This window comes from Nocardia mangyaensis (genome assembly GCF_001886715.1).
Taxonomy (GTDB): Bacteria; Actinomycetota; Actinomycetes; order Mycobacteriales; family Mycobacteriaceae; genus Nocardia; species Nocardia mangyaensis.
In genome coordinates this window covers 3,034,177-3,057,928 of sequence record NZ_CP018082.1, presented here as the reverse complement: position 1 = coordinate 3,057,928, position 23,752 = coordinate 3,034,177, and the positions used below count along the sequence as shown (strand labels likewise).

Annotated in this window: 17 protein-coding genes and 2 pseudogenes; 9 read left to right on the top strand and 10 right to left on the bottom strand. The window is 66.5% G+C overall.

Features of this window, described 5'->3' with window-relative positions:
* Nucleotides 1-203: 203 nt before the first annotated feature.
* From BOX37_RS13710 to BOX37_RS13700, 3 genes and pseudogenes are all read right to left on the bottom strand, one after another.
* Nucleotides 204-629: pseudogene (locus BOX37_RS13710) on the bottom strand (helix-turn-helix domain-containing protein); the annotation flags it as partial.
* Nucleotides 626-988 carry a DoxX family protein gene (locus BOX37_RS13705; RefSeq protein ID WP_071927982.1) on the bottom strand — a complete coding sequence of 121 codons (363 nt, stop codon included), beginning with the start codon at nucleotides 986-988 and terminating at the stop codon, nucleotides 626-628. The gene BOX37_RS13705 and the pseudogene BOX37_RS13710, both read right to left, overlap by 4 nt.
* A complete protein-coding gene (locus BOX37_RS13700; protein WP_071927981.1) occupies nucleotides 985-1,281 on the bottom strand; it encodes an antibiotic biosynthesis monooxygenase in 297 nt (98 codons plus the stop codon). Before BOX37_RS13700 ends, BOX37_RS13705 begins: the two co-directional genes overlap by 4 nt.
* A 91-nt stretch (nucleotides 1,282-1,372) precedes the next feature.
* Here BOX37_RS13700 and BOX37_RS13695 point away from each other — a divergent pair, with 91 nt between their 5' ends.
* Nucleotides 1,373-2,227 (top strand): sigma-70 family RNA polymerase sigma factor, encoded by an 855-nt coding sequence (locus tag BOX37_RS13695; RefSeq protein WP_071927980.1) that lies wholly within the window; start codon nucleotides 1,373-1,375, stop codon nucleotides 2,225-2,227.
* A 95-nt stretch (nucleotides 2,228-2,322) separates the two neighbouring features.
* On the opposite strand, the gene BOX37_RS13690 is transcribed toward BOX37_RS13695, so the two are convergent.
* From BOX37_RS13690 to BOX37_RS13675, 4 genes are all read right to left on the bottom strand, one after another.
* Nucleotides 2,323-2,601, bottom strand: a complete 279-nt coding sequence (locus BOX37_RS13690; protein WP_071927979.1) for a hypothetical protein — start codon at nucleotides 2,599-2,601, stop codon at nucleotides 2,323-2,325.
* Between the two features lie 63 nt (nucleotides 2,602-2,664).
* A complete protein-coding gene (locus BOX37_RS13685; protein ID WP_420811623.1) occupies nucleotides 2,665-3,102 on the bottom strand; it encodes a transposase in 438 nt (145 codons plus the stop codon).
* 223 nt (nucleotides 3,103-3,325) lie between these two features.
* A complete protein-coding gene (locus BOX37_RS13680) occupies nucleotides 3,326-3,520 on the bottom strand; it encodes a hypothetical protein (protein WP_156910391.1) in 195 nt (64 codons plus the stop codon).
* 243 nt (nucleotides 3,521-3,763) lie between these two features.
* Nucleotides 3,764-4,426: a TetR/AcrR family transcriptional regulator gene (locus BOX37_RS13675; RefSeq protein WP_071927976.1), complete on the bottom strand. Its 663-nt coding sequence runs from the start codon at nucleotides 4,424-4,426 to the stop codon at nucleotides 3,764-3,766.
* Between the two features lie 226 nt (nucleotides 4,427-4,652).
* Between BOX37_RS13675 and BOX37_RS13670 the strand changes: the two genes are divergently transcribed.
* The 4 genes from BOX37_RS13670 (at nucleotide 4,653) to BOX37_RS13655 (ending at nucleotide 9,879) form a co-directional block, all read left to right on the top strand.
* Entirely contained in the window at nucleotides 4,653-6,749 is a 2,097-nt protein-coding gene (locus BOX37_RS13670; protein ID WP_071927975.1) for a CocE/NonD family hydrolase, read from the top strand.
* A gap of 421 nt (nucleotides 6,750-7,170) precedes the next feature.
* Nucleotides 7,171-8,130, top strand: coding sequence for a cutinase family protein (locus BOX37_RS13665; RefSeq protein ID WP_084759627.1), 960 nt, complete (start codon nucleotides 7,171-7,173; stop codon nucleotides 8,128-8,130).
* Nucleotides 8,131-8,234: 104 nt separating this feature from the next.
* Nucleotides 8,235-9,134 carry a VOC family protein gene (locus BOX37_RS13660; protein WP_071927974.1) on the top strand — a complete coding sequence of 300 codons (900 nt, stop codon included), beginning with the start codon at nucleotides 8,235-8,237 and terminating at the stop codon, nucleotides 9,132-9,134.
* A 277-nt stretch (nucleotides 9,135-9,411) separates the two neighbouring features.
* A complete protein-coding gene (locus BOX37_RS13655) occupies nucleotides 9,412-9,879 on the top strand; it encodes a VOC family protein (RefSeq protein WP_071927973.1) in 468 nt (155 codons plus the stop codon).
* 700 nt (nucleotides 9,880-10,579) lie between these two features.
* Here BOX37_RS13655 and BOX37_RS13650 read toward each other — a convergent pair.
* Nucleotides 10,580-12,523 carry a LuxR family transcriptional regulator gene (locus tag BOX37_RS13650; RefSeq protein ID WP_071927972.1) on the bottom strand — a complete coding sequence of 648 codons (1,944 nt, stop codon included), beginning with the start codon at nucleotides 12,521-12,523 and terminating at the stop codon, nucleotides 10,580-10,582.
* Between the two features lie 384 nt (nucleotides 12,524-12,907).
* Here BOX37_RS13650 and BOX37_RS13645 point away from each other — a divergent pair, with 384 nt between their 5' ends.
* Genes BOX37_RS13645 through BOX37_RS13635 form a run of 3 tightly spaced genes read left to right on the top strand, consistent with a single transcriptional unit; the run spans nucleotide 12,908 to nucleotide 18,143 of the window.
* A complete protein-coding gene (locus BOX37_RS13645; RefSeq protein ID WP_071927971.1) occupies nucleotides 12,908-13,786 on the top strand; it encodes a menaquinone biosynthetic enzyme MqnA/MqnD family protein in 879 nt (292 codons plus the stop codon).
* Nucleotides 13,774-16,905: a type I polyketide synthase gene (locus BOX37_RS35785; RefSeq protein ID WP_071927970.1), complete on the top strand. Its 3,132-nt coding sequence runs from the start codon at nucleotides 13,774-13,776 to the stop codon at nucleotides 16,903-16,905. Before BOX37_RS13645 ends, BOX37_RS35785 begins: the two co-directional genes overlap by 13 nt.
* Nucleotides 16,905-18,143, top strand: a complete 1,239-nt coding sequence (locus BOX37_RS13635; protein WP_071927969.1) for an FAD-dependent oxidoreductase — start codon at nucleotides 16,905-16,907, stop codon at nucleotides 18,141-18,143. Before BOX37_RS35785 ends, BOX37_RS13635 begins: the two co-directional genes overlap by 1 nt.
* 19 nt (nucleotides 18,144-18,162) lie before the next feature.
* Here BOX37_RS13635 and BOX37_RS13630 read toward each other — a convergent pair whose 3' ends face one another.
* Both BOX37_RS13630 and BOX37_RS13625 read right to left on the bottom strand, forming a co-directional pair.
* On the bottom strand, nucleotides 18,163-19,932 hold the full coding sequence (locus tag BOX37_RS13630; protein WP_071927968.1) for an FAD-dependent monooxygenase: 1,770 nt from the start codon (nucleotides 19,930-19,932) through the stop codon (nucleotides 18,163-18,165).
* Nucleotides 19,932-20,771 (bottom strand): hypothetical protein, encoded by an 840-nt coding sequence (locus tag BOX37_RS13625; protein ID WP_071927967.1) that lies wholly within the window; start codon nucleotides 20,769-20,771, stop codon nucleotides 19,932-19,934. The genes BOX37_RS13630 and BOX37_RS13625 overlap by 1 nt, the downstream gene beginning before the upstream one ends.
* Before the next feature lie 255 nt (nucleotides 20,772-21,026).
* On the opposite strand from BOX37_RS13625, the pseudogene BOX37_RS36125 reads away from it, so the two are divergent.
* Nucleotides 21,027-23,660 (top strand): annotated as a pseudogene (locus BOX37_RS36125) (type I polyketide synthase); the annotation flags it as partial.
* Nucleotides 23,661-23,752 lie beyond the last annotated feature (92 nt).

Sequence of the window (23,752 nt, the reverse complement as noted above, 5' to 3'; positions counted from 1 at the left end):
GACACCACGACCAACACCGTACGGGCGTCCACGGCGATCGACTGCGGCCGCAGCTTCGCCTTCGGACTCGCCATCGACGCAGAACTGGGGATCGCGCTAGTACTGCAACGGCGTTGGGGCGGTCGGTGCTGGTAGATCTGTTGCGTGGTGTTGGATCATGTTGTGGCCGAGTTGGATTCGTTGATATCGCGGATTGCGGGGCGGTTCACCAGGTGCCCCGGTCGCTTCGCGAGGATCCGCCGCGATGTGCGGTTAGCGTCGCCATTGGGGTCGATGAACCTCCTGCGGTTGAGACCGAGACAGTCGATGATCCGAGTAACGGTGCGGCGACTGACCTGCACTCCGGTCTCGTTGATTTCGAACGCGATCCGGGAAGCTGACCATTTCCGCTCCCGACGCCAGAATTCGATCTCCTCAATCACACCTGGCGGAGTCGCGGTCGGTTGGCGGCGTGGGGTGGACGATCGGTCAACCAGCCCGGCCTCTCCGTATCTGCGCGATCGATTCACCCACTTCGATGCGCGGGAGATCCCCATCTCGGCGGCCACATCCGCGATCGGCCTCGTGCGACAACGTTCGACGAGTCGTCGACGCCCCTCGACCGATAGCGGCGCGTTCGCGTGAGTCACGATCCGACTGTCAGGTGGAGCATGTAGGCGGCCGACGCTACCGCGAGAAGCAGGTACAGGCTAGGAAAGGCGAGGTTGTAGAAGACGCGGGCACGGATGTGGGCGACGACGGCACCGATGAAGAACAGGACCAAACCGGTGCCGGCAGCGACGCCGAGCCAGGGCGCCACGGTGAGACCAACGACCAGACCGATAGCTCCGGCCAGCTTCAACGTCGCGAGGTAGGGCAGAACGCGGTTGGGGAGATGTACTTCGGAGGAGTTCTTCAGCACGAACTCCGCCTTGGCGTAGTCGGCGACAGCGATGGAGGCGTTCGCCGCAATGCACACGATCGTGGCGACGAACAGGGCCGTCGTCATGCGCTGTACCTGCCCACGATGGTGCACGATCTTGGTACCGGGTAGTCGCCGGTCCGGCTGGGTAGCCAGTCCCGGAAGGCCGCCGCGGAGGGAATCGACGGCAGCGGGTTTTCCGCTCCGTCAGAGAGCTCGAGAATAGGGGTGAACACCGGTTGGTCGGTCTCCCGCAAAGCCGTGTAATGCATGCCCTGCGGGGCTGTGGCGCGCACAGCGGAGAACACTGCTCGGATCTGTTCGGCGACTGCGGTGGCTTGTTCGGGACTGGTGCGGAATCGGACTATCTGTACGCTCATCAGCGAGTGTCTCCTCTGGGGGTGGACGGTCGGATGTGAGATTGGTGGTCTCGTCCGTCCGACGTCTCGCGCCCTGGAAAGGTGACCTCTGGTGGTACTGATCGTGGAGTTCGAAGCGGCCCGGCCGCAGCTGACGGCGATGGCGTTCCGGTTGCTCGGATCCATCCATGATGCGGAAGACGCCGTGCAGAGCACTTGGATCAAAGCATCGACCGCAGAAGCCGAGGAGCTTCGTAACCCGGCTGCCTGGCTTACAACCGTGCTTACCCGCGTGTGCCTCGACCAGCTACGAATGCGGAACCGTCGCCGCGAAGAGCCGCTGCTCGCGGACATGGTTCCTGCAGAGGCCCTTGCGGCGGACGAACGCTACCTCACGCGGGAGAACGTCTCCCGCGCATTGATGGTGGTCCTCGATCTCCTGACGCCCTCGCAGCGCGTCGCGTACGTTCTCCACGACCTGTTTGATGTCCCGTTTCGTGAAGTTGCCCAGACTCTGGACACCAGCCCGGGCAACGCGAAGAAGCACGCCAGCCGGGCACGCAAGCGAATCGAACAGCCCGAGCCCGCGTCGACGACAGCAATGACTGTCGACAGTGCAGTCGTCGACGCGTTCCTTGCCGCAGCTGCCGGTGGCGATATCGACCGGATGGTTGCCCTAATGACCGACGACTGTGCGCGTGTCGTCGATACCGCGCTCATCCCTCCGGATACTCCAACCCTCGTTACCGGTGCCCGCACTGTCGCCGAGGAGACGAAACTGTTCGCCGACCGAATCCGCGCCAGCACATCGATGCTCGTCAACGGTCGCGCGATGCACGTCATCGCCCCGGGCGGTCACATACTCGCAGTCATCGACATCACCACTCGTGACGGTCGTATAGCCCGGATCGACGTCACCCGAGCATCGATGCACTCGGAGCTCGTACTGCCGTCAGCAATGTCCTGACCCGCAACAACTAGACCACACCGGACAGATAGCAGGACGGCCAGAACCCAACTCGCTGGGTCAAAGTCAGTGTCGTACCACCGCGAACCTGTGGATCACCCCGATCGGCGCGACTGCTCGAACAGCTCCTTGAATTCGGTATCGCGTATGTTCCGCCCGACCCCGGCGAGTTGGTCGGCGAACGCGGACTGGGCCGCGGCGATCAGATCCGCTGATACGTCTGGTGTGGCGTCCATGATCTCGAGCAGCGCGTCCTGCACGTCACTGTTGAGCAAAAAGTGGGTCCGGCTGCGGCCCCGCTGGGCTTCACCGAGTGCCCATTCGAACTGGCGGCGCAGCTCGGCGTCGGTGCGCGGCTTGGAAGATCGGCACATGCTCGTGGCGTCCTCGGTGACATTTGATGGGCGGGGCGTACAGAACTCGCGGGATAGCTGGGTTCACCCTGGTCCTGCCAACGAGCCCTCCCTTCGCACAACAGAAGTTCCCAGATTGGTCCAGAAGCTGCCTAATGTTTTTGTCAAGCGGCAGTAGCGGTTGCGCGGTAGTCGGCCCGGTAGGGCTGGCGGGTATGCAGCAGTGCGTGCAAGACGTTGACGCGGCGTCTGGCCAGCGCGATGAGGGCTTGATGATGGCCGTTTGCCTTCGGCGCGTTTTCGGGCGTAGAAAGCTTTGCTGGCCGGGTCGGAGCGGATCGCGGCCAACGCGGACTGGTAGAAGACGAACTTCATCGTCTTGCTGCCCGCGGTCGCGCGTCGCAGGTAGTGCATCTTGCCGGACTGTTGCAGCACCGGCGCCAGCCCGGCAGCGGAGGCGAGCTGGTCAGCGCTGGCGAGCCGGGCGAGATCGCCTGCCTCGGCCAGGAATTCGGCGGTCAGAATGGCCTGTCACTGACAGACCCACGATCGGTCGATGTTTCGGAGCATCGTGCAGCCCCTCGACACCACTGCGGCAGTGACATTCCACGCAGCCCTGACCAGGTTCGCTCTGAGAGCCTGGGGTTCCGGTTCATATCAATGGACCGGCTGGAGGGGCTGGATGATCACCGGCCGTAGTCTTCCGAAGAATAGACCCCTCTCCGAACCAAGTCGGAGAGGGTCTTCACTGTTGGGCTGAGATGGCCATGTCGCTAATGGAGGCGTATTCGGCGCGCGCGGGCGGGTCTGGTTTGAGGATCTCAACTTTGAAGTCGCGGGCCACTGCAGTGCTGACGCAGCGAATGAGAAGGTCTATGCCCGCCAGGGCGGGATGGGTACGTGCCTTGTCATCGAGTGTTTCAGCGATTCGCACCGCCAAGACCTGAGAGTCGGGTTGGCGAATCCGATTCTCAGAATTCTCCGTCCGGCCCACGCTCCGGCGCTGTCGGGCAGGCGAGAGAGCCGTTCTGCCGTCTCCAGCAGCCCCAACGCTTCTCCGACATGGTGTGCGAGCTGCTCGATCAGCAGCACGCGGTGGCGCTAGGAGTACTCGAGGTCGGTGTCCAGGCTCGCAGTGCGACTGGCGAGCTGTTTTGACCAACCCGCCATCGAGAATGGAGCATCACGAAGTGCGGCTGGAGGACCGGGATGCGGTCGTCGCCTCGCTGTGGCGCAGCGCGTCGATCCAGCGCGTCAGCCGTCGTTCGAGGGAGGCTCGGTCCTCGCGAGTATCAACAGGCTCGCGCACCCATCGGGCGACGGCCGATTCCATGAGTGCGATCGAACCGTAAGCGAGCTCCTCCAGCCCGTCGATCGGCGCGAACTCCGGTCGGCTGCCGAACGCGGCCACCATGATCTTAGCCATCGTCTGGTGGGCGGGCAGCGCGACCGAGCGCTCGTCGTAGTCGGTCCACATCCTGCTCAGGAACCTGTATAGCTCCGGCTCGTTGACACAGAATTCGACGTAGTGGTGGATCGCCGCGGCCATCATCTCGATAGTCGGGAGTTCGGCGGCGATCGCGGCGCCGAAGTCGGCCAGGTACTGCGCGGTGATGGTGCGTCCGATCTCGCGGTACATCCGCTCAGGACTGTCGAACATGCGGTACACGCTGGCGCGTGTCAGCCCTGCCCGTTTGGCGATCTGCGTCACGCTCGCGCCCGGCCCGGTCTCGCGGACTTCCGCGATCGCCGACTCGATGATGTGGGCGCGACGTTGGAGTTTGTGCTCGTCCCACCGGACGAGCCGACCGTCGGTGGATTCGGCGGCAGTAGGTCTTGGATTCATGGTCCTACTGCGCCCCGGCTTTCGGTCGAATTCCTGTGGTCGATCGAGTGTATCGGTCTGCTCGTGTCCTCGACCGTCATGAGGAAGCCGGTCGCCGCGGCAGGTTTGACAAGTTTCGGCCAAATTCTCGACTTGTGGGGTGTGCTAGCAGTACTCTCGCATCCTAGTTACTGATTCAGGTGTATCGGATACTTGAACCGATCCCCTCGGAGCACAGGAGCGATGAATGTCTAGGTATCGGAGGACGAGGGGGCGTGCGGCGCTGCTCGTACGGTTGTTGTCCGCCGCGGTGGTGTTGGCGGTGTGTGCGACGATCGCGGCCCCCTCGGCGATCGGTGACCCAGGCGGGGAATTCACCGGGATCGACGGCGGTGCCTATGCAGCCCAGTGGAACGCCGCGGTCGACGGCCCGCAGCCGTACAACGGGATCACCGCCGACCTCGCGGTTCCTATCACCATGGATGACGGGACCGTCCTCAAGGGCGACATCATCCATCCGGCGATCGACGGCCGTGTCGCGGATGGCCGCCGCCCTGTGATCCTGCAAATGCAGGGATACGGCAAGTTGCCGATGCTGGTGGCACAGGCGGTGCTGTACTCCGCGGACAGCTTGGGTATCAAGCAACCGCTCGCAGATTGGGTGGCGTCGCTGAATCTGCCGGGTGTGGGGCTGGACGGGGTGTTCGAAATCCTCCAGCAGGTCAACAGCGGGGCAATGGAAGCCGCCGTACAGGACTGGGCGCTGGCCGAAGCGGGCTACACCCTCATCCAGGTCGACCTGCGCGGAACGGGGACCTCCGGCGGTCAGTGGCAGCTGTTCGGTGATCGTGAGAAGCAAGACATCGCCGAGGTGATCGACTGGATCACCCGGCAGCCCTGGAGCGACGGCAACGTCGGGGCCATGGGCTTGTCGTTCACCGCGATCGCCGCGCTGGAGGCCACCGACCTCATGCCACCAGGGCTCAAGGCGATCTTCGCCTACGTGGGCAGTACCGACATGTTCACCGACATCGCCGGCAGCGGGGGTGGATTCGGGTCAGCGTTCCTGATCCCGTGGTTGCTGGGAGTCAACACTCTCAAGATGATCCCGGACGTGACCTCGCTGATAGTGGGCAAGTTCGATCCGGACCAACAGCTGCAGTGGTTCAAGGACCGCCTGGCCGATCCCTTCACCCTGCTCAGTGCTGTCATCAACGGCTACACGGCGTTGACCCCTGAGCAGCTCACCGCGGAAACCCGCAATCTCGTCGACCCGAACTCCGGTTTCAGGCGCGGACTCAAGACCGATGTCAGCAAGGTTCGGGTACCAACCTTCATGGTTGATGCCTGGTACGACCTGTTCGGCACCACCGCCGTCAGCACCTTCAACGCGATCCCGTTGCCGGAGGACCAGAAGAAGCTGATCATGGGCGACGGGTATCACATCGGAGCCGGAGTCGGCGGGTTCGGCAGCCCAGGTATGCCACCGCGGTTGGACGTACTGCAACGCGCCTGGTTCGACCATTGGCTGCGCGGTATCGACAATGGAATCGATAAATACAGTCCACTCACCGTCAAGCAACAAGGTGGCGGCTGGACTACCGTCCCGGACTTCCCGCGCACGGAGGCGACCTATCGACGCCTGTACCTCGACGACATTCCCTCGGGAACCAGCCCGCACGCCAGGTACGACGGCGGACTCTCGGAGACCGCACGCCAGTCGGGGGTACGTGACCTGACTGTGGCACCGGGCTTGCTGAGTATATGCAGTCGCGGCACCGCACGCATCACCGGTGGCGCCACGGCGGTCATCGATGCCTGCACCAAGGACTCCCGCATCTGGGAGTCCGAAGGATTGACCTTCACCACCAACCCGGTCACCGAACCGACCATCGTGTCCGGACCTATCAACGTGCACCTCAACGTGGTGCACGATGCCAGCGACGGGTACTGGGTGGCCACGGTCAACGATGTGGCACCCGACGGCACCTCACGCGAGATTTCCGGCGGTCAGCTGGTGGCCTCGCTGAACCAGATCGATGACTCGATCAGCACCAAATCAGCTAACGGTGACTACACCGAGCCGCGCTACTTCCTCGACCTGGACAAGCGAGTTCTTACCGAGCCGGGTGTTCCAGTGACCCTGGACATCGCCATGACGCCGATCGAGGCAGTTCTGCAACCCGGACACCGACTGCGCATCAACGTCTACGCCAGCAACTTCCCCAAGGGTCTCCCCCCGAGTTTGGTCCTGGCCGCCACTGAACTCAAGCCCGAGCATCTGCGTCTGGACCCTGCCGCACCTAGCTGGGTCAACATGCCCCTCACCCGGTCGATCCCATGATCGGGCCCTGCTTCGCTCGGCTGGTCAGGCCGGATCGTCTGCACATGCTCGCCGCCCGCGCCAGTTGTCCTTGCGAGCTTGTGCGTGTGTCGGGAACCCACCGGATCAGTGAGGAGTTTCGCGACCCGGGTCCGGCGGGCACGCATGATCCGCAAGGGCGGCTGGCACGATCGCCGCTACATCTGCAACCCCGCCGAGGGGCGGTGCTCGGTCACGAGGCGAACCGAACTCAGCGAGTCCCTGGACGCGGTGCTCACGAGCACTGCACAGGACCTGGTCGACTTCTCAGGGAGGCCAGCAGGAAGGACGGGCGACCGGTGTTCGCGCACTCGCGTTATTCCGGCGTGCACTGGCCGAGCTGGTCGAGCCGCGACACACCGACCGGCTGTGATGCGGGCCATGACAGCGGGGGCGGTATCGAATGAACCTCTCGCGTAGGGCACCGGGTGCATACGGCACCGTGCCACGGCTGGCCGCGCTGATCGGGACTGCGTGCGTGATCGCGGCGGCGACGATCGATGGGATCTCAGGGCAGTCCGGTGCCGAGCCGACGCCGCAGTGCCCGGTCGAATATGTCGTGGCGATACCGGGAACCTGGGAACCCGCTGCCGTTGCCGAGAACAACCCCGATCAGGGCATGCTGGGCGCAGCGGTCGCTGGTCTTCCCGCTGGGATCGTTGCCGACATCGTCGCCTATCCCGCCACCGGGTTCCCATGGGAAACCGAGGTGTACGGGGTATCCAAACGGATCGCGCGCGACCGCGCCGCAGCGCTGATCGAGACGATGGCGCTGCGCTGCCCGAACACAAGGATCGGCTTGCTCGGCTACAGCCAGGGCGCCGACGCGGCCGGCGACCTAGCTGCCGAGATCGGCGCCGGCGGCACTGCCATCGACCCGGCCCGGGTCGTGGCAGTGGGTTTGCTGTCCGACCCTCGCCGGGCTGCCGACGACCCGCTCGTGGGTCCCGCGGTACCGGGCGAAGGCGCGGCCGGGCCGCGGATCGGCGGCTTCGGGCAGCTGACCCCGGTCGTGCACACGTTCTGCCTGACTGGGGATCTGTACTGCGCGACGCCGACGCAGGACTTCGTGACCCGGCTGGCGGGATTCGCGGTCCGCATCTCCGAGGCCGACCCTGCTCGCGCCCAGGACTATCAGCGCGAATTCGGTCACCTGTGGGACGCGCTGTTGCGCAGCGGAGGACCGCAGGAGGTCCTGCAGCAGCAATGGGCCCACAACCAGCAGTGGGTGCAGCGTTTGTCGGATTTCCATGCCTCCGGCGTGCACCTCCGCTACGCCACCGAGCCGGTCGCCGACGGCATGACTCCAGTGGAGTGGACCCGGCGCCATCTGCTCGCGTGTGCCGAGCGACCAATGAGTTAGGGGTGTGATGCCACACGCACGTCCGAGCGTGCCCACGCCGTGGACCTGCACATCGAGAGACCTCGGCGCCCGAAACCACTCTTGCCTGGAAAGCGAGAAAGACAATGACCGCCACTGCCACCGATTTCCACCATGTGGGCCTGATCACCCACGACATGGAATGGACCATCGCCACCTACGAGCGCCTCGGCTTCTCCTTCGTCGCGGTGCCCCAGCCCAGAATGAGGCTGGAGACAACCGTCGAACCCGATGTGTTCGGCACGCGATATCGCACCGCGATCTTCGAAACGAACTACCTCGAGGTCCTCCCGCACACCGACCCGCAGGCATGGGGGTGGATATCCCAGGGCGGTGGGGGCTACAGCACAGACAACATTCGCGGCCGCTACGAGGGCATGTGCCTGATGCATCTGGCCACCGACGACATCGAATTGCTGCGAGATCGTTTGACCGCGCACGCGGTGCCCTGCGACGACATCAGAAGATACCAGCGCGACATCGACACTCCTGTCGGCCCGCAGTTGATGCAGGTGTTGGCATTCTCGTTTCCCCATCCGGGCAACCCCGAAGGCCTGATCGAGTTCGCGCAGCACCTGACTCCCGAACTGGTGCTGCAATCACGGCACACGAGCCACCCCAACGGGGCTCGCCGGATCAGCGAGACGATCGTGTGCGCCGGCGACCCGGAGCGCTACGCCCGCAAGTACGACCTATATACCGGCCAGCGATACGGCATGGTCGATCCTCATTACTTCCTGGTCGATTTCGGCGACGATACACGCATCTCCGTGTTTTCCCCGCAGCGGATCGGCGCCTTGTATCCGGGGTGTGACACCCCCGATCCCGGACTTGTCGGATTCGTGACCGAGGTGACAAGCCTTGCCGCCACCCGCGCGCACCTGACCAGCCATCATGTTCTGTTCACCGAACGGCACGGGCAGTTGGTCGTGGATCCGCGCGACTCCGGTGGCAACATCGTGATCTTCAGCGAGCCCCTGGAATGATCCCGCTCGGCAATCGCCGCCCGATCATAGAGTCCTCGGTTTCACCGCGGCGAGCGCCCACAGCAGATCGACTTTCGGCGATGCCGTGCCCGCGGTGGTGCTGGCCGTGGTCAGACCGCGTATCCGAGCGGATCCCCCGGCGAACACGGCATCAGCTGCCCCGGACAATCGAGCCTGAGCGGCGGCCCACCGTCGAGCACCGCGTCCCGATCTTGACGCGCGATGGCCGCAATCGCGGTCGATCACACCCCACCGCGCAAAATCTAGGAGCTCTATCATGACCACAACCAATGGAGACTCTGAAATACTCTGCATCACACCACAGCTGGTCGTCCGCGATGCGGTCGCTGCCGCCAGGTGGTACTGCGACGCCCTGGGTGCTGCGGAAAGGGCTCGCATCGCACTTCCGGACGGCAGGGTCTTGGTGATCGAGCTCGAATTCGGGCAAATGCCCGTGTGCGTGGTGGACGAGTTCCCACACTTGGGGATCACCTCGCCGCTCACACTGGGCGGCACCTACTGTGCGTTGCATCTGGCCACCGGCGAACTGGCTGTTCTGTGGCAGCGGGCTGTCCACGCCGGGGCAGTGGTGTTTCGCCCGATCCGGAACAACCAGTGGGGCCACTACAATGGTGAGATCCTCGATCCGTTCGGGCATCGATGGGCGTTATCGCAGCATGTCCGGGATATCTCTCCCCAAGAGATCGCCCGTGTGGCTGCCGACGCGCTCCCTCTCGACGCGTGAGAAGTCGCCCAGGATTCCTGGGTCCGAGGGCGGGGGGATGGCGGTGAGCGGGCCGTGGATGCGGTCGCTGGTGCGGGTCGCTTCCCCGGCGAGGTCGGCGTCGAATCCGACGAGGGCACCGGAGCTCGGTGAGGGTTCATCGCTGGCGTCGGCCTTGGACCGGCAGGGGAGAGATCGGCGGTTCGACCCATAGACAGCCCGGGCCGGTAGCGATGTCATGGCCGCAAGCGCGCCTGACAGTGACCGACAGGACACCGATGCTGTTCGGTTGATCGGCCACGATCAACAACCCGGCCGCGGGTGGGTAGCGAGCTGGTCGAATACTGGCCGGAGTGCGTCGGCGATATCCACGCGTGTCATGTACACGACGCAGTATCAGGACAGCTCTCCCGCCGCAGTCACCGGAACCTACATCGAGCCCCAGGGGCCATGGCAGGGCTCGGGGCCACGGCCCACCGTCGTCATCTGCCACCACGGTCGAGCAGATCGAAGAACAAATCCTTCTGCGCCGGTGTGTATTTCGGACCAGCCATCGCCACCATCTCCTACAGGCGTTGCGACGGCTGCTGGAATCCAAGGGACGCCACGCGAGGCACTGTGCCTACACCCGTGATCGAATCCCCTGAGCTCCGGCCCGGCGTGCGGGTATCCGGCCGAGTCGGCCGACAACGAAGTCAGAGGACGCCGCTACCGTCCACCGTCAGATCTCTCTCTGCTCGCCGCCGTGGTCCGGGGCAGGTGACTGGATCAGAAATCTCAATTCGGTGCGCCGTTTGACGTGCAGCTTCCGGTAGACCTGGGTGAGATGCTGCTCGACCGTGCTGATCGTGATCCCGAGTTCCACCGCGACCTCCCTGTTGCGCATCCCCCCGGCGGCCAATTCGGCGACGCGGCGCTCGGCGGTACTGAGTTGCTCAGCACCCCCGCCCGCAGCGTCTTCGATCGCGACGACCGTCGGCTCCGTCGCACGCGGAGCACTCGCGGTGGTTTCCTTGATCAAACGGGTCGCGGTGCGGCGCAGCGATTGGGCGCGCCGAGGTTGTCCGAGCGTGTCGTAGGCGACCCCGAGTTCGCCGAGAGCACGCGCGAGTTCGTACCTGTCGCCGTGGTCACGGGCGATGGCCGCGGCCGACCGCAAGACCCGCACCCGGTTCTCACCCGTGGTCGTCAAGGCCAGCAGTCGCAGCGAGACACCCCTCGTACGATGCAGTTTCGCGGTGCGCTCCAGATGCCGCAGATGTTCGTTCGCGTAGTCGCCCGCTGCTTCGGGCCGACCCATGGCCAGGTAGGTTTCGGCGAGATCGTTTCGCCAGGGCACCAGTTGCGGTAGATCCAGCCCCCAGCCCCGCATCAGCGCTCCACAGCGCTCGAAATCGTGCAACGCCCGATCATGATCGCCGACCGCGAGATGGTAGTGACCGCGCGCGTGCAGGTACAGCAGTCCGTATCGGGATCGGAACATCGCCTCCGGCACCGGGCGGTCGAGTTGCCTGCGGACCTCGTCGTACTGCATGGTCGCGGTGAGCCCGCGAATCAGGCAGGCCAGGGGACGCCCGATCCGGGTTCCGAGCCCCTTCGCCGGAACCAGATTCAGTGCGTCCAGCCCGTATTGCACGGCGTGCGGCATATCCCCCTCCCGCAGCGAGATCTCCGCGCGTAGGGCGGTGAACAGCGCCTGCCAGGTGGGTGCTCGTCGAGCCACCGCCTCGGCGAGCAAGGTGTCGCACCACGCCTCGGCGTCGTTGAGGTTGCCGACATGGATCAGGCCCTCCACAGCCACGACCAGAGCGTCGATCGTGGCAGCACCGAGCCGATGATGGTTCAGGATCGACTGCGCGGCGAAAACCGAATTCCGTTGATCCGCACCGGACATCATGCCGCGCAGGACATCGACCGCATGTTCGTACGGCGAGATCGCAGGATCGGTCCGATCGATGGCGAAGCGTTCGGGGGCATCGCCCGGCGCTGCCTCGGGATGAGTGAAGGCGAGCCAGGACCACAGGAACTCGATGGTTCGATCTGGATCGTGCGTCTGCGCGCGCAGTGTCAGCAAAGCCTCGTGGGCGTCGTCGTCGCGGCCCTGCCACAGCAAGTGGATGACCAAGGTCACCAGATACGCGGGCGCCAGCCGTTCGTTGCGGGCCGCGGACCACAGTCGGCCGAAGTTACGCGTCGCCACCGAGGGATTGGCCCGCCATTCCACCGACACCAGCATCGCCGCGATGGCGGTTCGATCGTCGACATGGGTACTGACGCGATAGGCGAGTTCCAAGAACTTCACGGCCGAACCGGTCTGGTTGTGCAGCAGTGCGGAGTCGGCGGCAGCCCGCAACACCGCCACCGCTCCGGGAAAGCGCGCGTATCCGGACTTGACGAGGAATTGCGCGACGGTACTCGGCGCCGCGCCCTGACGGTGCAGCACGTCGGCAATCCGGTGGTGCAGCCACGCACTGACGTCCGGCGAGGTCCGATCCAGCACACTGCGGCGTAGTCCGGGGTCGGGGAACCTGAGCCCGGACAGCAACCCGGAATCGCGCAGTCGGCCGATGGCGCGCGCGATAATGTGATCGTCCTCGTCGACAACCTGGTTGATGAGCTCGGGAGTTGCCAGGTCGTCCAGAATCGCTATTGCCTGGCAGACCAACAGCGATTCTCTACTGTCGCTATGAAATAGGCCTCCCAATAGCCGACGATTCGCCGGTGCATCAGCCCTTTGGTAATTCAACACCTGCCAGAGGGAAGATTTCTCCGCGTGATCACCGGAAGACCTTTGTGCCATAACTCCCCCAAACTCGCAGCCCTGCACCGGAGCCTACATGTGCACGTTACTACCAGCCCACTCGCTGATGTGTCAATAGAAACCCGCGTCGGAATCCCGGGCCGCAAATTGACAGCCCCCTGCTATAAAAAGTCCATGCCCGACTATTGAACCAACCGGTCCGTTCCTTGTAGTGATAGGGGATAATCGCAGCCCGACTAGGGGTTATGACAGGCGCACTTCGCGAGTCATCGTGTACGAGGAGGAATCATGACTGAGAGCATCCTGTCACCCCTACGTACCCGGCAGGCACGGCCACGCGTAGGACACATCACCTACTTGAACTGCGCGCCGCTGCTCTGGGGATTGGCGCGCACCGGGAAATTACTCGACATTGATTTGGTGAAGGGCACCCCCGACGTCCTCGCAACCGACATCCTGGAAGGCCGCATAGATATAGGACCGGTGAGCCTGTCTGAATTTCTACAGCATCAGGAATTGCTGGTTCCATTATCCGAAATTGCTATCGGCAGCGACGGCCCGGTGATGTCGTGCATCATCGTGAGTCAGGTACCGCTCGAAGAACTCGACGGTGCAAGGGTAGCGCTCGGCTCGGAGAGTCGGACGTCGATTCGGCTGGCCCAGCTGGTGCTCGGTGACATGATCGGCGTGCGCGCGGAGTACTTCCTCTGCAAACCTGATCTGGAATCCATGCTGGACTCGGCATCGGCGGCGGTGCTGATCGGCGACGCGGCCCTGCGAGCGGCCACCCTCGCACGCTGTCGATCCGAGCTCACCGTGCACGACCTCGGCCAGATCTGGCGGGAGTGGACCGGACATCCCTTCGTCTTCGCTGTGATCGCGGCCCGGCGCGAGTTCGCCGCGCAGCATCCCGACCTGGTCTCGGAGGTCCATGCGGCACTGGTCGAAGCCCGAGACCTGGCATTGACCGAGATCGATGAGGTCAGCCAACGGATCGCGCGCTGGGAGGATTTCGATGCCGAGTTGCTCCGGCGGTACTACACCCGTGCGCTGAACTACGACCTCGGTGATCGGCAGTACGCGGGAATCGCCGAATTCGCGCGCCGTGTCGGCTTGCCGAGCAATCTCGACGATCGGGTGCCACGGGATGTGTCATGGTCGATCTGAGTCCGGCCCGACGAATACTGGCCCTGTCCACCGTCGCGGGTGAGCGGATCGCGCTGTCGGTGGACGGCATCGACAGCCTCACGTATCGCGAATTATCCAGTCGCACCGAGGAACTCGCCGCCCACCTCGCCAAATCGGGCGTTCGGCGAAGTGACCGAGTCGGCTTTCTCGGCGGCAACGGCACGGCCTTCGTCGTCGCCTATCTGGCCTGCGCCTGGGTGGGGGCGATCTTCGTTCCGGTGAACTCCCGGCTGGAGGTGGCCGAGGTGGCGGGCGTGCTGGCCGACTGTCTGCCCGAAGTGATTGTCGCCGAACCCGATCGGCACACGCACGCGCACGAGGCGAGTGCGGGCCTTGTCCCCCGTCCGGTACTGATCGACGCGGACGTGCTCGCGGGCGCGACCGGGGTGCGGTCCGCGGATCCTGTCAGTCTGGGCGAGGAGGATCTCGCCATGCTGGCCTACACCTCCGGCACGACGGGGCGCCCCAAAGGCGTGCGGATCACCCACGGTGCGCTCTGGTGGAGCTGCCTCAATATGGATCTGGTGGCGCCGACCACCGCGCAGGACGTGACACTCGTGGTCGCCCCTATGTTCCACACCGCGACGTTCGGCTGTTTCCTGCTTCGCGGGCTGCTGCGCGGAGCGACCGCACTCGTGCGGCGATCCTTCGTCCCCGAACAGTTTCTGGCCGATCTCACCTCGGGCCGGGTGACGACCGTCTTCGCCGTGCCCGCCATGTACCAGGCCGCCACCACTCTGCCGGAGTTCGGCGCGGCCGACTTCGCGGGGGTGCGGGCGGCCGTCACCGCGGGCGCACCCGCCCACCGGGGACTCGTGGACTCCTACCGCGACCGTGGCCTGGTGATCCAGCAGGCCTACGGACTCACCGAGACTCTCTTCGCGACCTGCGCCCTGCTCCCCGACCAACGTGAGCCCGACGATTCGGTGGGGTCGGTCCTGCCCTACACCCACCTGCGCCTGGTCGATATCGGCACCGGCGCCGAGATCACCGCGGCCGGTGATCTCGGCGAGATCTGCCTGCGCGGGCCGACGGTCACCAGCGGGTATTGGCGCCCGCCCACCGGCACCGCGACACCGTTCGACGCCGACGGCTGGTTCCACACCGGCGATATCGGATTCCTGGACGATCGCGCGGGCGTGCGTCTGGTCGACCGGATCAAGGACATGATCCTGGTGGGCGGTGACAATGTGTACTCAGCCGAAGTCGAGCAGGTGATCGCACGGTTCCCCGGCATTGCGGACGTGGCCGTGGTCGGCACGCCCGATCCACACGCGGGCGAACGCGTGGTCGCCGTGGTCACCGGCACCGAGCACACCACGCCCGCCCTGAGCCGGTTGCGTGGCTTCTGCGCGAGCGAACTCGCGGAATACAAGCTTCCGACGCAGATCGTCGCGGTTTCCGCGCTACCGAGAACCAGCACCGGCAAGATCGACAAGGTCGCCTTGCGCACCGCGCTGGCGAACGGGATGGACGGGCTCGCGGTGTCGGTCGTCGACACTGCGTCCGCCGCCCGCCCGTCGGCCCCCCGTCAGCTCACCGAAACCGTGACCGCACAGGTCGCCGACCTGATCGGGCGGGCGCCGCGCCCGACGGAGGTGGACGAGAACTTCGCCGATCTCGGCATCGGTTCTCTCGCGGCAATCGAGCTGGTCAGGCGGCTCAACGCCGAGCTCGACTGCGAGCTGCCGACGACCGCGCTCTACGAATTCACCACCATCAACCGGATCGTCGAATACGTGCTCGAACAGCGCGGGGGCGCGACCGCGACCGATGACTCGCGCCCGATACGGTCCGCGCCGGGCGAGCCGATCGCGGTGGTCGGAATCGGCTGCCGCTTCCCCGGCGGCATCGAATCACCGCGCCAGTTCTGGAATCTACTTGCCCGCGGCGGCGACGCCATCTCGGCGTTCCCGCCCGAACGCGGGTGGGATCCGGCCGCCCTCTTCGATCCAGATCCCGATCATCCCGGCACCACGTATGTCTGCGCGGGGGGATTCCTCGACACCGCGGCGGAGTTCGACGCGCACTTCTTCGGCATCGCGCCGAACGAGGCGCTGGTGATGGATCCACAACAGCGCCTACTGCTGGAAACCTCCTGGGAGGCAGTCGAACACGCCGGCATCGATCCGACCCGCCTGCGCGGATCGGATACCGGTGTTTTCGCCGGCGTCATGTACCACGACTACCGGGCCTCCGGCCTCGGCACGCCACGCTCGGCCCAGGCCTACCTCGCCACCGGCCGGGCCGCGAGTGTGGCCTCCGGCCGCATCGCCTACAGCCTCGGTCTGCGCGGTCCCGCCCTGACAGTGGACACGGCGTGCTCGTCCTCGCTGGTCGCGGTGCATCTTGCTGTGCAGTCGCTGCGCCGGGGTGAGTGCTCCCTCGCGCTGGCGGGCGGGGCGACCGTGATGTCGACCCCCGAGGTCTTCGTCGAGTTCTCCCGCCAGCGAGGGTTGGCCGCCGACGGACGGTGCAAAGCCTTCTCGGCCGCCGCGGACGGCACCGCGTTCGCCGAGGGCTCGGGAGTGCTCGTCCTGCAACGCCTCTCCGATGCGCGCCGCGAGGGCCGCACCGTACTGGCGGTTGTCCGTGGCACGGCGGTGAACCAGGACGGAGCGTCCAACGGGCTGAGCGCACCGAATGGCTCAGCACAGCGGCGGGTGATCCAGCGGGCACTCGACGACGCCGGTCTGGTCGCCGCCGACATCGATGTGGTCGAGGCGCACGGCACCGGCACCGCCCTGGGCGACCCGATCGAGGTCCAGGCCTTGTCGGCGACCTACGGCCGGTCACGGCCACCTGGGCGACCACTGCTGCTCGGTTCGGTCAAATCCAATATCGGACACACCCAGGCCGCGGCCGGTGTCGCGGGTGCGATCAAGATGATCGAGGCGATCCGCCGAGGCACCGTGCCAACCACTCTGCACGCGGAACCGCCTACGCCACACCTCGATTGGGCCAGGTCTGGGATCAGACTCACCACTGGACCGACCATGTGGCCGGTCACCGGGCGCCCGAGACTCGCGGGTGTCTCGTCGTTCGGTATCAGCGGAACGAACGCGCATCTGATCCTGGAACAAGCACAGGGGATCTAGTGGAGCGCTACGACGTCATCGTCGCCGGAGGCGGGTCGGCGGGCGTCGCCGCGGCGGTCGGGGCGGCACGGACCGGTGCGCGCGTGCTGTTGATCGAACGCGGGCCGTGTCTCGGCGGTGCGGCCACCCTGCGCAATGTCTTGACCTACTGCGGTCTGTACACCCGGGCCGATCCGCCCGTGCAGGCGGTGTACGGGATCGCCGATGAGGTGTTGCACGGGCTGCGCGCTATGGACGCCGTCACCGAACCCACTCGATTCACTTCCATCGCCGTGGTTTTCGACCCAGAGGCGGTCAAATGCGTCCTCGACGAACTGTGCGCGCGGGCCGGTGTCGACGTGCGGCTGCACAGTCAGTTGATCGCCGCGCGGCGGGTGGGCGCGACGGTTCGCTCGGTGCGGCTGGCGGACCATCAAGGCATTCACACCATCGGCGCGGCAGCCTTCGTCGATGCCACCGGCGAAGCGGATCTGGCCGCCTTCGCCGGTGCCGCGGTCCGATACGGCAACGACGGGCGGGTTCAGAACGGGACGCTGGGCGTCCGCTTCGGCGGTGTCCGCCCGGACGCGGACCTGTCCCGTGGCACGGTCGCCGCCGCACTGACACCCGCGCGGTCCACCGACATCGACGTGGCCTGTGGTCTGGTCGCACGCCTGCCGGTCTCCGGGGACGTCATCGCCTACCTGATCGACGAGGGCTACGACGCGCGAGACGCACTGGACACCTCTCGGGCACAGATCCGCTCACGTCGGCGGGCCCGAACGTATCTGCGGGTCTTGCGCGGGGTGAACGGGTGGGCGGGCGCGCACATCGTCAGCACGGGCCCGGAGATCGGCACCCGCGAGTCGCGGCATCTGGTCGGCCGCTATCAGTTGTCCGGCCACGAGATACTGTCCGGCCGCAGATTCCAGGACGTCATCGGGCTGGGCACGTGGCCCGCCGAATACCACGGCATGTCGGGCGAGCCTGCCGAGTGGCAGTTCATCGCCGACGACGGGCATTACGACATTCCACTGCGCATCCTGCGCAGCGCCGACACCGGGAACCTCTTCGGCGCGGGCCGGGTCGTCGACGGTGACCGGCAGGCCGGTGCGTCGCTGCGGGTCATGGGTACGGCCTTCGCGACCGGGCAGGCCGCGGGCGTCGCGGCGGCGCTGGTCGCGGCGACCCCCGCCGAGCTGTCCCCTACCGCCGTCCAGCGGGAGCTGCTCGCGCAGGGGGCGTGGCTGGGCGAGTAGACCGTGGGCGGGCGAGGACTCAGCGGCGCAGGATCGCGCGCAGGGCAGCCGCGAGCTCCCCCGCGGGGTCGGCGACGGCACCGCCCGACCGCCACGCGACGTGCTGGTCCGGGCGCACCAGGATCGCGCCCGAGGCACCGATCCCGCTGAGCGAGGCCCAGTCTCCGCCTCGGTCATGCCAGGCTCCGGGCGCGGTCTCGGTGATTCGAGCCGTCGCTATCGGCACGCCGAGCTCGGTGCCGACCTGCCGGGCGGCCCGCTCCCACCCGTCACCCTCGCCGCCCGTGATCAGGCCGAACGCACCCGTGCCCGCCAGATCCAGGGTGGAGTGCCGCACCCCGTCCCGATGCAGCCACGCATGCGGCAGTCGATGGCCGGGACGGGTGGTCGGCCGGTAGATGTCGCCCATCGGGGAGGGTGGGTGCGCCGTGGTCCCGTCCGGGCACAGCGCGCCCTCGGCGTAGGCAACGCCGAGCTCGAGATCGTGTGCCTGACAATCGGTCCGGTGCGTCCCGAGTATGTCCGCCGCGCGGGCCCGCTGGGTCGCGCCGCGGTCGCTGTTCTCGAAATAGTTCTGGAAGAACATCTTCCGCGCGATGCGCGGGACATGCGGCCCCAACCCGAGCGCCGCGTCCAGGATGACCTGCGAGTTGGTGAGGATGCCGAGCGCCCAGTCCAGATTCCGCCGTCCCACCGGCCTGCGCTCGGACTCGTAGGTATCGAGCAGATCTTCGGTGGCCCAGCCCGATTCCACCGCGGCGAGCTTCCAGGCGAGGTTGTGCGCGTCCTGGATCGCGGTATTGAGCCCGAGTCCGGCCGCCGGTGGCATGCGGTGGGCGGCGTCACCGGCCAGGAATACCCGGCCCGCCCGGTAGCGGTAGGCCAGCACCGCGTCGATCGCCCAGTTGCTCGTGCGGTGCACGGTGAGGTTCAGGTTCGGCAACCTCAGAATCTCACGAATCCGGTCGGCGACGGCAGCAGGATCCTTCAGCGCGGCGTCGTCGCGGTCGGCTGTGAAGTGCATGCCCCATTCCTCGGAGAACCTGCCCCAGGTCGGGCCCATCTGCACCAGAACAGAACCGGTGTGCGCGGGGTTGTCCGGGCTGATGAAGTAGGTGAGCAGCGCGCCGTCGCGCTGCCAGGGCGACAGGTCGGCGGAGAAATGCACGGTCGACACATGGTGAACCTGGCGTAGCCCGTCCATGTGGATGCGCGCCCGGGCCGCCGCGGTACGGCCACCGTCCGCCGCGATCAGATACCGTGTCCGCACCGAATATTCACGGCCGCTGCTGTTTTCGCGCAGTTGAGCGGTGATGCCGTCGGCGTCGGAGATCCATTCGGTCAGTTCGCAGTCGAATCGCACGCGCCCCGGCGAGCGCTGTTCGGCTTCGTGGCGCAGCAGTGGCTCCAGGCGTACCTGCGGCAGATTCGTCGCCGCGCTCGGGCTGTCGGCGCGGTAGATCTGTTCCAGCTCGCCCGCGCCGAAAGCGTCCAATTCGTGAATGATCCGGCCGTCCAGCGGGCCGTCACCGCCGAGTGAGGTCTGCCAGCAGACTTTTCCGAACTTGTCGAGTGGTGCGCCCTGTCGCAGGATCGGCTCGGCGATGCCGTGCTGCCGGTACAGCTCCATCGTGCGCTGGCTCAGATAGTGGGCTTTCGGCAACTGTGAAGTGCCCGAGCGGCGTTCGACCAGCAGATGGTCCACGCCGAGGTTCGCCAGGAAGATCGAGGCCGACAGACCGCAGCCACCGCCGCCGACGATCAGCACCGCCACGTCGAGGTTCGTCATCAGCGGTGCCCGCCCGATCCGGACTCCCCTGGAAAGTAGAAGCTCTCGTGCGACTCCCAATCCACACCTGCCACCTCCTGGACATCGTCCAGAATGGCGGTCGTCGGTGTGCCCCCGTCCGGGCGCAGCCAGATGTGGGTGTCCCACAGCCGCGGATGCGGAATGCCGAACGAATCGGGGAGACTCGGTTCGAGCGCACCGGAAGCGCCACCCCGGATCGCCTCCTCGGGTGGGCGGCAGAGCATGTCGAACGACGGAAGCGCGTGGATGCCGCGCTCGTGGACGAACCAGTCGGTGGGGTCGAGACACAGCGACGCCGACACCGGATACACCCCCGGGGTGTACTTGGCCAGGTGGCCCCACCCGGCCAGTTCGTACGGGTAGTCGCCCTCGACCGGATCGCCGAGGTCCGCACCGGTCGCCAGCGACCGATAGAACAACACCGCGGGCTCGCCCGCTGTGACCGTGAGTGGCGCGGGAAGATCGGCGGTGAGGCCCTCGACCGAATTCACCAGCAGCTCAGCGGCTCTCACGGTATCGGTGAGAACCATCCCCATCCCGGCGTAGCTGACGACACCGTGGGACAGCGGTGTCCAACCCGCCAGCGACACCGCGGCCAGATCCGCCGGGCCGCGCAGCGTCCGCAGCGGCCCGAGTCGATTCAGCACGAGATCGCGATCGTGTTCCAGCGATGCGATGCGGGCCTGCGCACTACATCCCGGTGCGTCGGCGGAGGCTGGTGTCACTCCCGCGACGCTGTAGCCGGCCGTCGCGAGCAGCAGCGCGCAGGCCGCAGACAGCAGCGGTCCGCGAACCGACGGTGATGGATCCTGGCGCATAGGGAAACCCCTCTCAGCCGGAAGTAGCCGACCGGCAGTCGAAACCGTGCCCTCGGAATTGTCGTGATCGCCACGCTGTCCGCAAACCCCTAGTCGCGTCCCCTACCTGCCGGGATAGGGGACGGCTAGGGGTTTCCCACTCGTATCCGACGCTGGGACAGTTCGCCTCACCCCGCAGCGGAAGTGCTCGACACGGCGTTCTGTTGCCCGACATCGACAGCACCAGGCCGCATTCCGGTCCAGAAGGGAAGAACAATGGCCACGGAAGAAGAACTGCGTACCCACCTCAAGCGAGCCGCTGTCGATCTGACCAATGCCCGGCGGCAGCTCAAGGAGTTCGAATCCAAAGATCACGAGCCGATCGCCATCATCGGCACAGCCTGCCGGTATCCGGGCGGCATCTTCACGCCCGAGGATCTGTGGCAGCTGGTGATGGACGAGCGGGACGCGATCGAGCCGTTCCCCGCCGACCGCGGCTGGGACGTGGCGGACCTCTACGATCCGAACCCCGACTCGCCCGGCAAGTCCTCGGTGCGGGACGGCGGATTCGTGCACAGCGCAGGAGATTTCGACCCCGCGTTCTTCGGAATCAGTCCGCGTGAAGCACCCGCCCTCGACCCCCAGCAGCGACTGCTGCTGGAGACGACCTGGGAGGCGTTGGAGCGCGCCGGCATCGATCCCTCCGACCTGCGCGGCAGCCGCACCGGCGTTTTCGCGGGCGTGGTCTCCGGGGACTACGCCGCGCGAGCGGGTGCCGGCGCCGATCTCGATCCCGGCTATCTGATGCTCGGGGTGACCGGCAGCGTGGCCTCCGGACGAGTGGCCTACTCGCTGGGATTGGAAGGCCCCGCACTGTCCATCGACACCGCCTGCTCCTCGTCGCTGGTCGCGATTCACCTGGCCTGTCAGTCGTTGCGGCGCGGCGAATCGACCCTGGCGGTCGCCGGTGGTGTCACCATCATGGCGACTCCGGGCATCTTCGCCGGCTTCAGCCAGCAAGGCGCACTCGCGCCGGACGGACGATGCAAGCCGTTCGGCAAGGCAGCCGACGGATTCGGCGTCGGCGAAGGCGCGGGCACTCTGATCTTGGAACGGCTGTCCGACGCGCGGCGCCACGGGCATCCGGTGCTCGCGGTGGTCCGTGGCAGCGCGGTCAACCAGGACGGCGCCAGCAACGGCCTGGCCGCGCCCAACGGCCTGGCACAGCGCAAGGTCATCCGGCAGGCGCTCGAGGACGCCCGGCTGAGCCCCGCCGAGGTGGAGGTCATCGAGGCACACGGCACCGGAACCTCGCTCGGCGACCCGATCGAGGCCGAAGCCCTGCTCGACACCTACGGCCAACGCGCCGAGGGAGATCCGATCTGGGTCGGTTCGGTGAAATCCAACATCGGGCACACCCAGGCCGCGGCCGGAGTCGCCGGCGTGATCAAGATGATCGAGAGCTTCCGGCACGGTGTCCTGCCCGCGTCGTTGCACGTGGACGAGCCGACACCGCACGTGGACTGGAGCACAGGTCACCTCGCACTGGCCACCGCGACCCGACCGTGGCCGGACGCCGACCATCCGCGCCGTGCCGCTGTGTCGGCCTTCGGTGTCAGCGGCACCAACGCCCACGTCATCCTGGAACAGGCTCCCGAGCACGACCTCGCCGCGGGCATCGACCCGCTCGGTGCCGTGCCCGCACACCGAGCCTGGGTCGTGTCCGGCCGTTCGCCCGAAGCGCTGTCGGCGCAGGCGCGGCGGCTCGGTGCCGCTGTCGCCGAGGCCGATGTCGATGATGTCGCCTACTCGCTGCTCACTACGCGGACGCTGTTCGAGCAGCGGGCCGTGGTGATCGGGCGGGAGCGGTCCGAGTTGCTGGCCGGGATCGAAGCCATGGCCACGGGCATGGCGAACGACCGTGTGGTCTCCGGCCGTGCCTCGGTCAAGGGCAGGACAGCGTTCGTTTTCCCCGGACAGGGCGCGCAGTGGGTCGGCATGGCCACCGAGTTGCTGGCCGGCTCGGAGGTCTTCGCCGAGCGCGTCGACGCGTGCGAACGGGCGTTCGCTCCGTACGTCGACTGGTCACTGCGCGAGGTGCTGACCGGCGGCGCGGACGCCCCCAGCCTGGACCGTGTCGATGTGGTGCAGCCCGCGCTGTTCGCGATGATGGTCTCGCTCGCGGCCGTCTGGCGTTCGTTCGGGGTCGAGCCCGACGGCGTGATCGGACATTCCCAGGGTGAGATCGCGGCTGCCTGCGTCGCCGGCGCCCTGTCGCTGGAGGACGCCGTGCGCATCGTCACCCTTCGCAGCAAGGCGATCGTCGCCCTCGCCGGCACCGGCGGCATGGTGTCGGTGGCCGCGGACGCCGACCGGACCCGGGAACTGCTGACCCCGTGGGCCGATCGCATCGGGGTGGCTGCCCTCAACGGCCCGACCGCCACGGTGGTCTCCGGCGAGCCCACCGCGCTGGATGAGTTCACGGCAGCCTGCGCGCCCCTCGAGATTCGCACCCATCGGATTCCGGTGGACTACGCCTCGCACTCGCAGCAGGTGGAGGCTCTGCGCGACCGCATCGTGTCGGATCTGGCCGAAATCACCGCGCACACCACGGGTATCGAGTTCTGCTCGACGGTGACCGCCGAACCGATCGATCCCGAGGGTCTGGACGCCGACTACTGGTACCGCAATCTGCGACTGCCGGTGAAATTCGAACGCACCACCCGCGAGATGTATCAGCGCGGATACCGAGCCTTCCTGGAGATGAGCCCGCATCCGGTGCTCGTCCCCGCCATCGCGGACACCCTCGAGGTCGCCGAGGCCGATCCGGACGGGTTCGTCGTCACCGGTTCGCTCCGCCGCGAGGAAGGCGGGCCCGTTCGTTTGTTCACCTCGCTGGCCGAGGCGTTCGTGCGCGGCGTGCCGGTGGATTGGACCCGGCTCTATCCCGCGCCCCGCCAGCGGGTCGAGCTGCCCACCTACGCCTTCCAGCGGGAACGCTA

Bases quoted from the DNA above. Each gene is read 5' to 3' on its own strand.
- BOX37_RS13705 (WP_071927982.1), bottom strand. From the start codon at position 988: ATGACGACGGCCCTGTTCGTCGCCACGATCGTGTGCATTGCGGCGAAC.
- BOX37_RS13700 (WP_071927981.1), bottom strand. From the start codon at position 1,281: ATGAGCGTACAGATAGTCCGATTCCGCACCAGTCCCGAACAAGCCACC.
- BOX37_RS13690 (WP_071927979.1), bottom strand. From the start codon at position 2,601: ATGTGCCGATCTTCCAAGCCGCGCACCGACGCCGAGCTGCGCCGCCAG.
- BOX37_RS13675 (WP_071927976.1), bottom strand. From the start codon at position 4,426: ATGAATCCAAGACCTACTGCCGCCGAATCCACCGACGGTCGGCTCGTC.
- BOX37_RS13670 (WP_071927975.1), top strand. From the start codon at position 4,653: ATGTCTAGGTATCGGAGGACGAGGGGGCGTGCGGCGCTGCTCGTACGG.
- BOX37_RS13665 (WP_084759627.1), top strand. From the start codon at position 7,171: ATGAACCTCTCGCGTAGGGCACCGGGTGCATACGGCACCGTGCCACGG.
- BOX37_RS13660 (WP_071927974.1), top strand. From the start codon at position 8,235: ATGACCGCCACTGCCACCGATTTCCACCATGTGGGCCTGATCACCCAC.
- BOX37_RS13655 (WP_071927973.1), top strand. From the start codon at position 9,412: ATGACCACAACCAATGGAGACTCTGAAATACTCTGCATCACACCACAG.
- BOX37_RS13645 (WP_071927971.1), top strand. From the start codon at position 12,908: ATGACTGAGAGCATCCTGTCACCCCTACGTACCCGGCAGGCACGGCCA.
- BOX37_RS35785 (WP_071927970.1), top strand. From the start codon at position 13,774: ATGGTCGATCTGAGTCCGGCCCGACGAATACTGGCCCTGTCCACCGTC.
- BOX37_RS13630 (WP_071927968.1), bottom strand. From the start codon at position 19,932: ATGACGAACCTCGACGTGGCGGTGCTGATCGTCGGCGGCGGTGGCTGC.
- BOX37_RS13625 (WP_071927967.1), bottom strand. From the start codon at position 20,771: ATGCGCCAGGATCCATCACCGTCGGTTCGCGGACCGCTGCTGTCTGCG.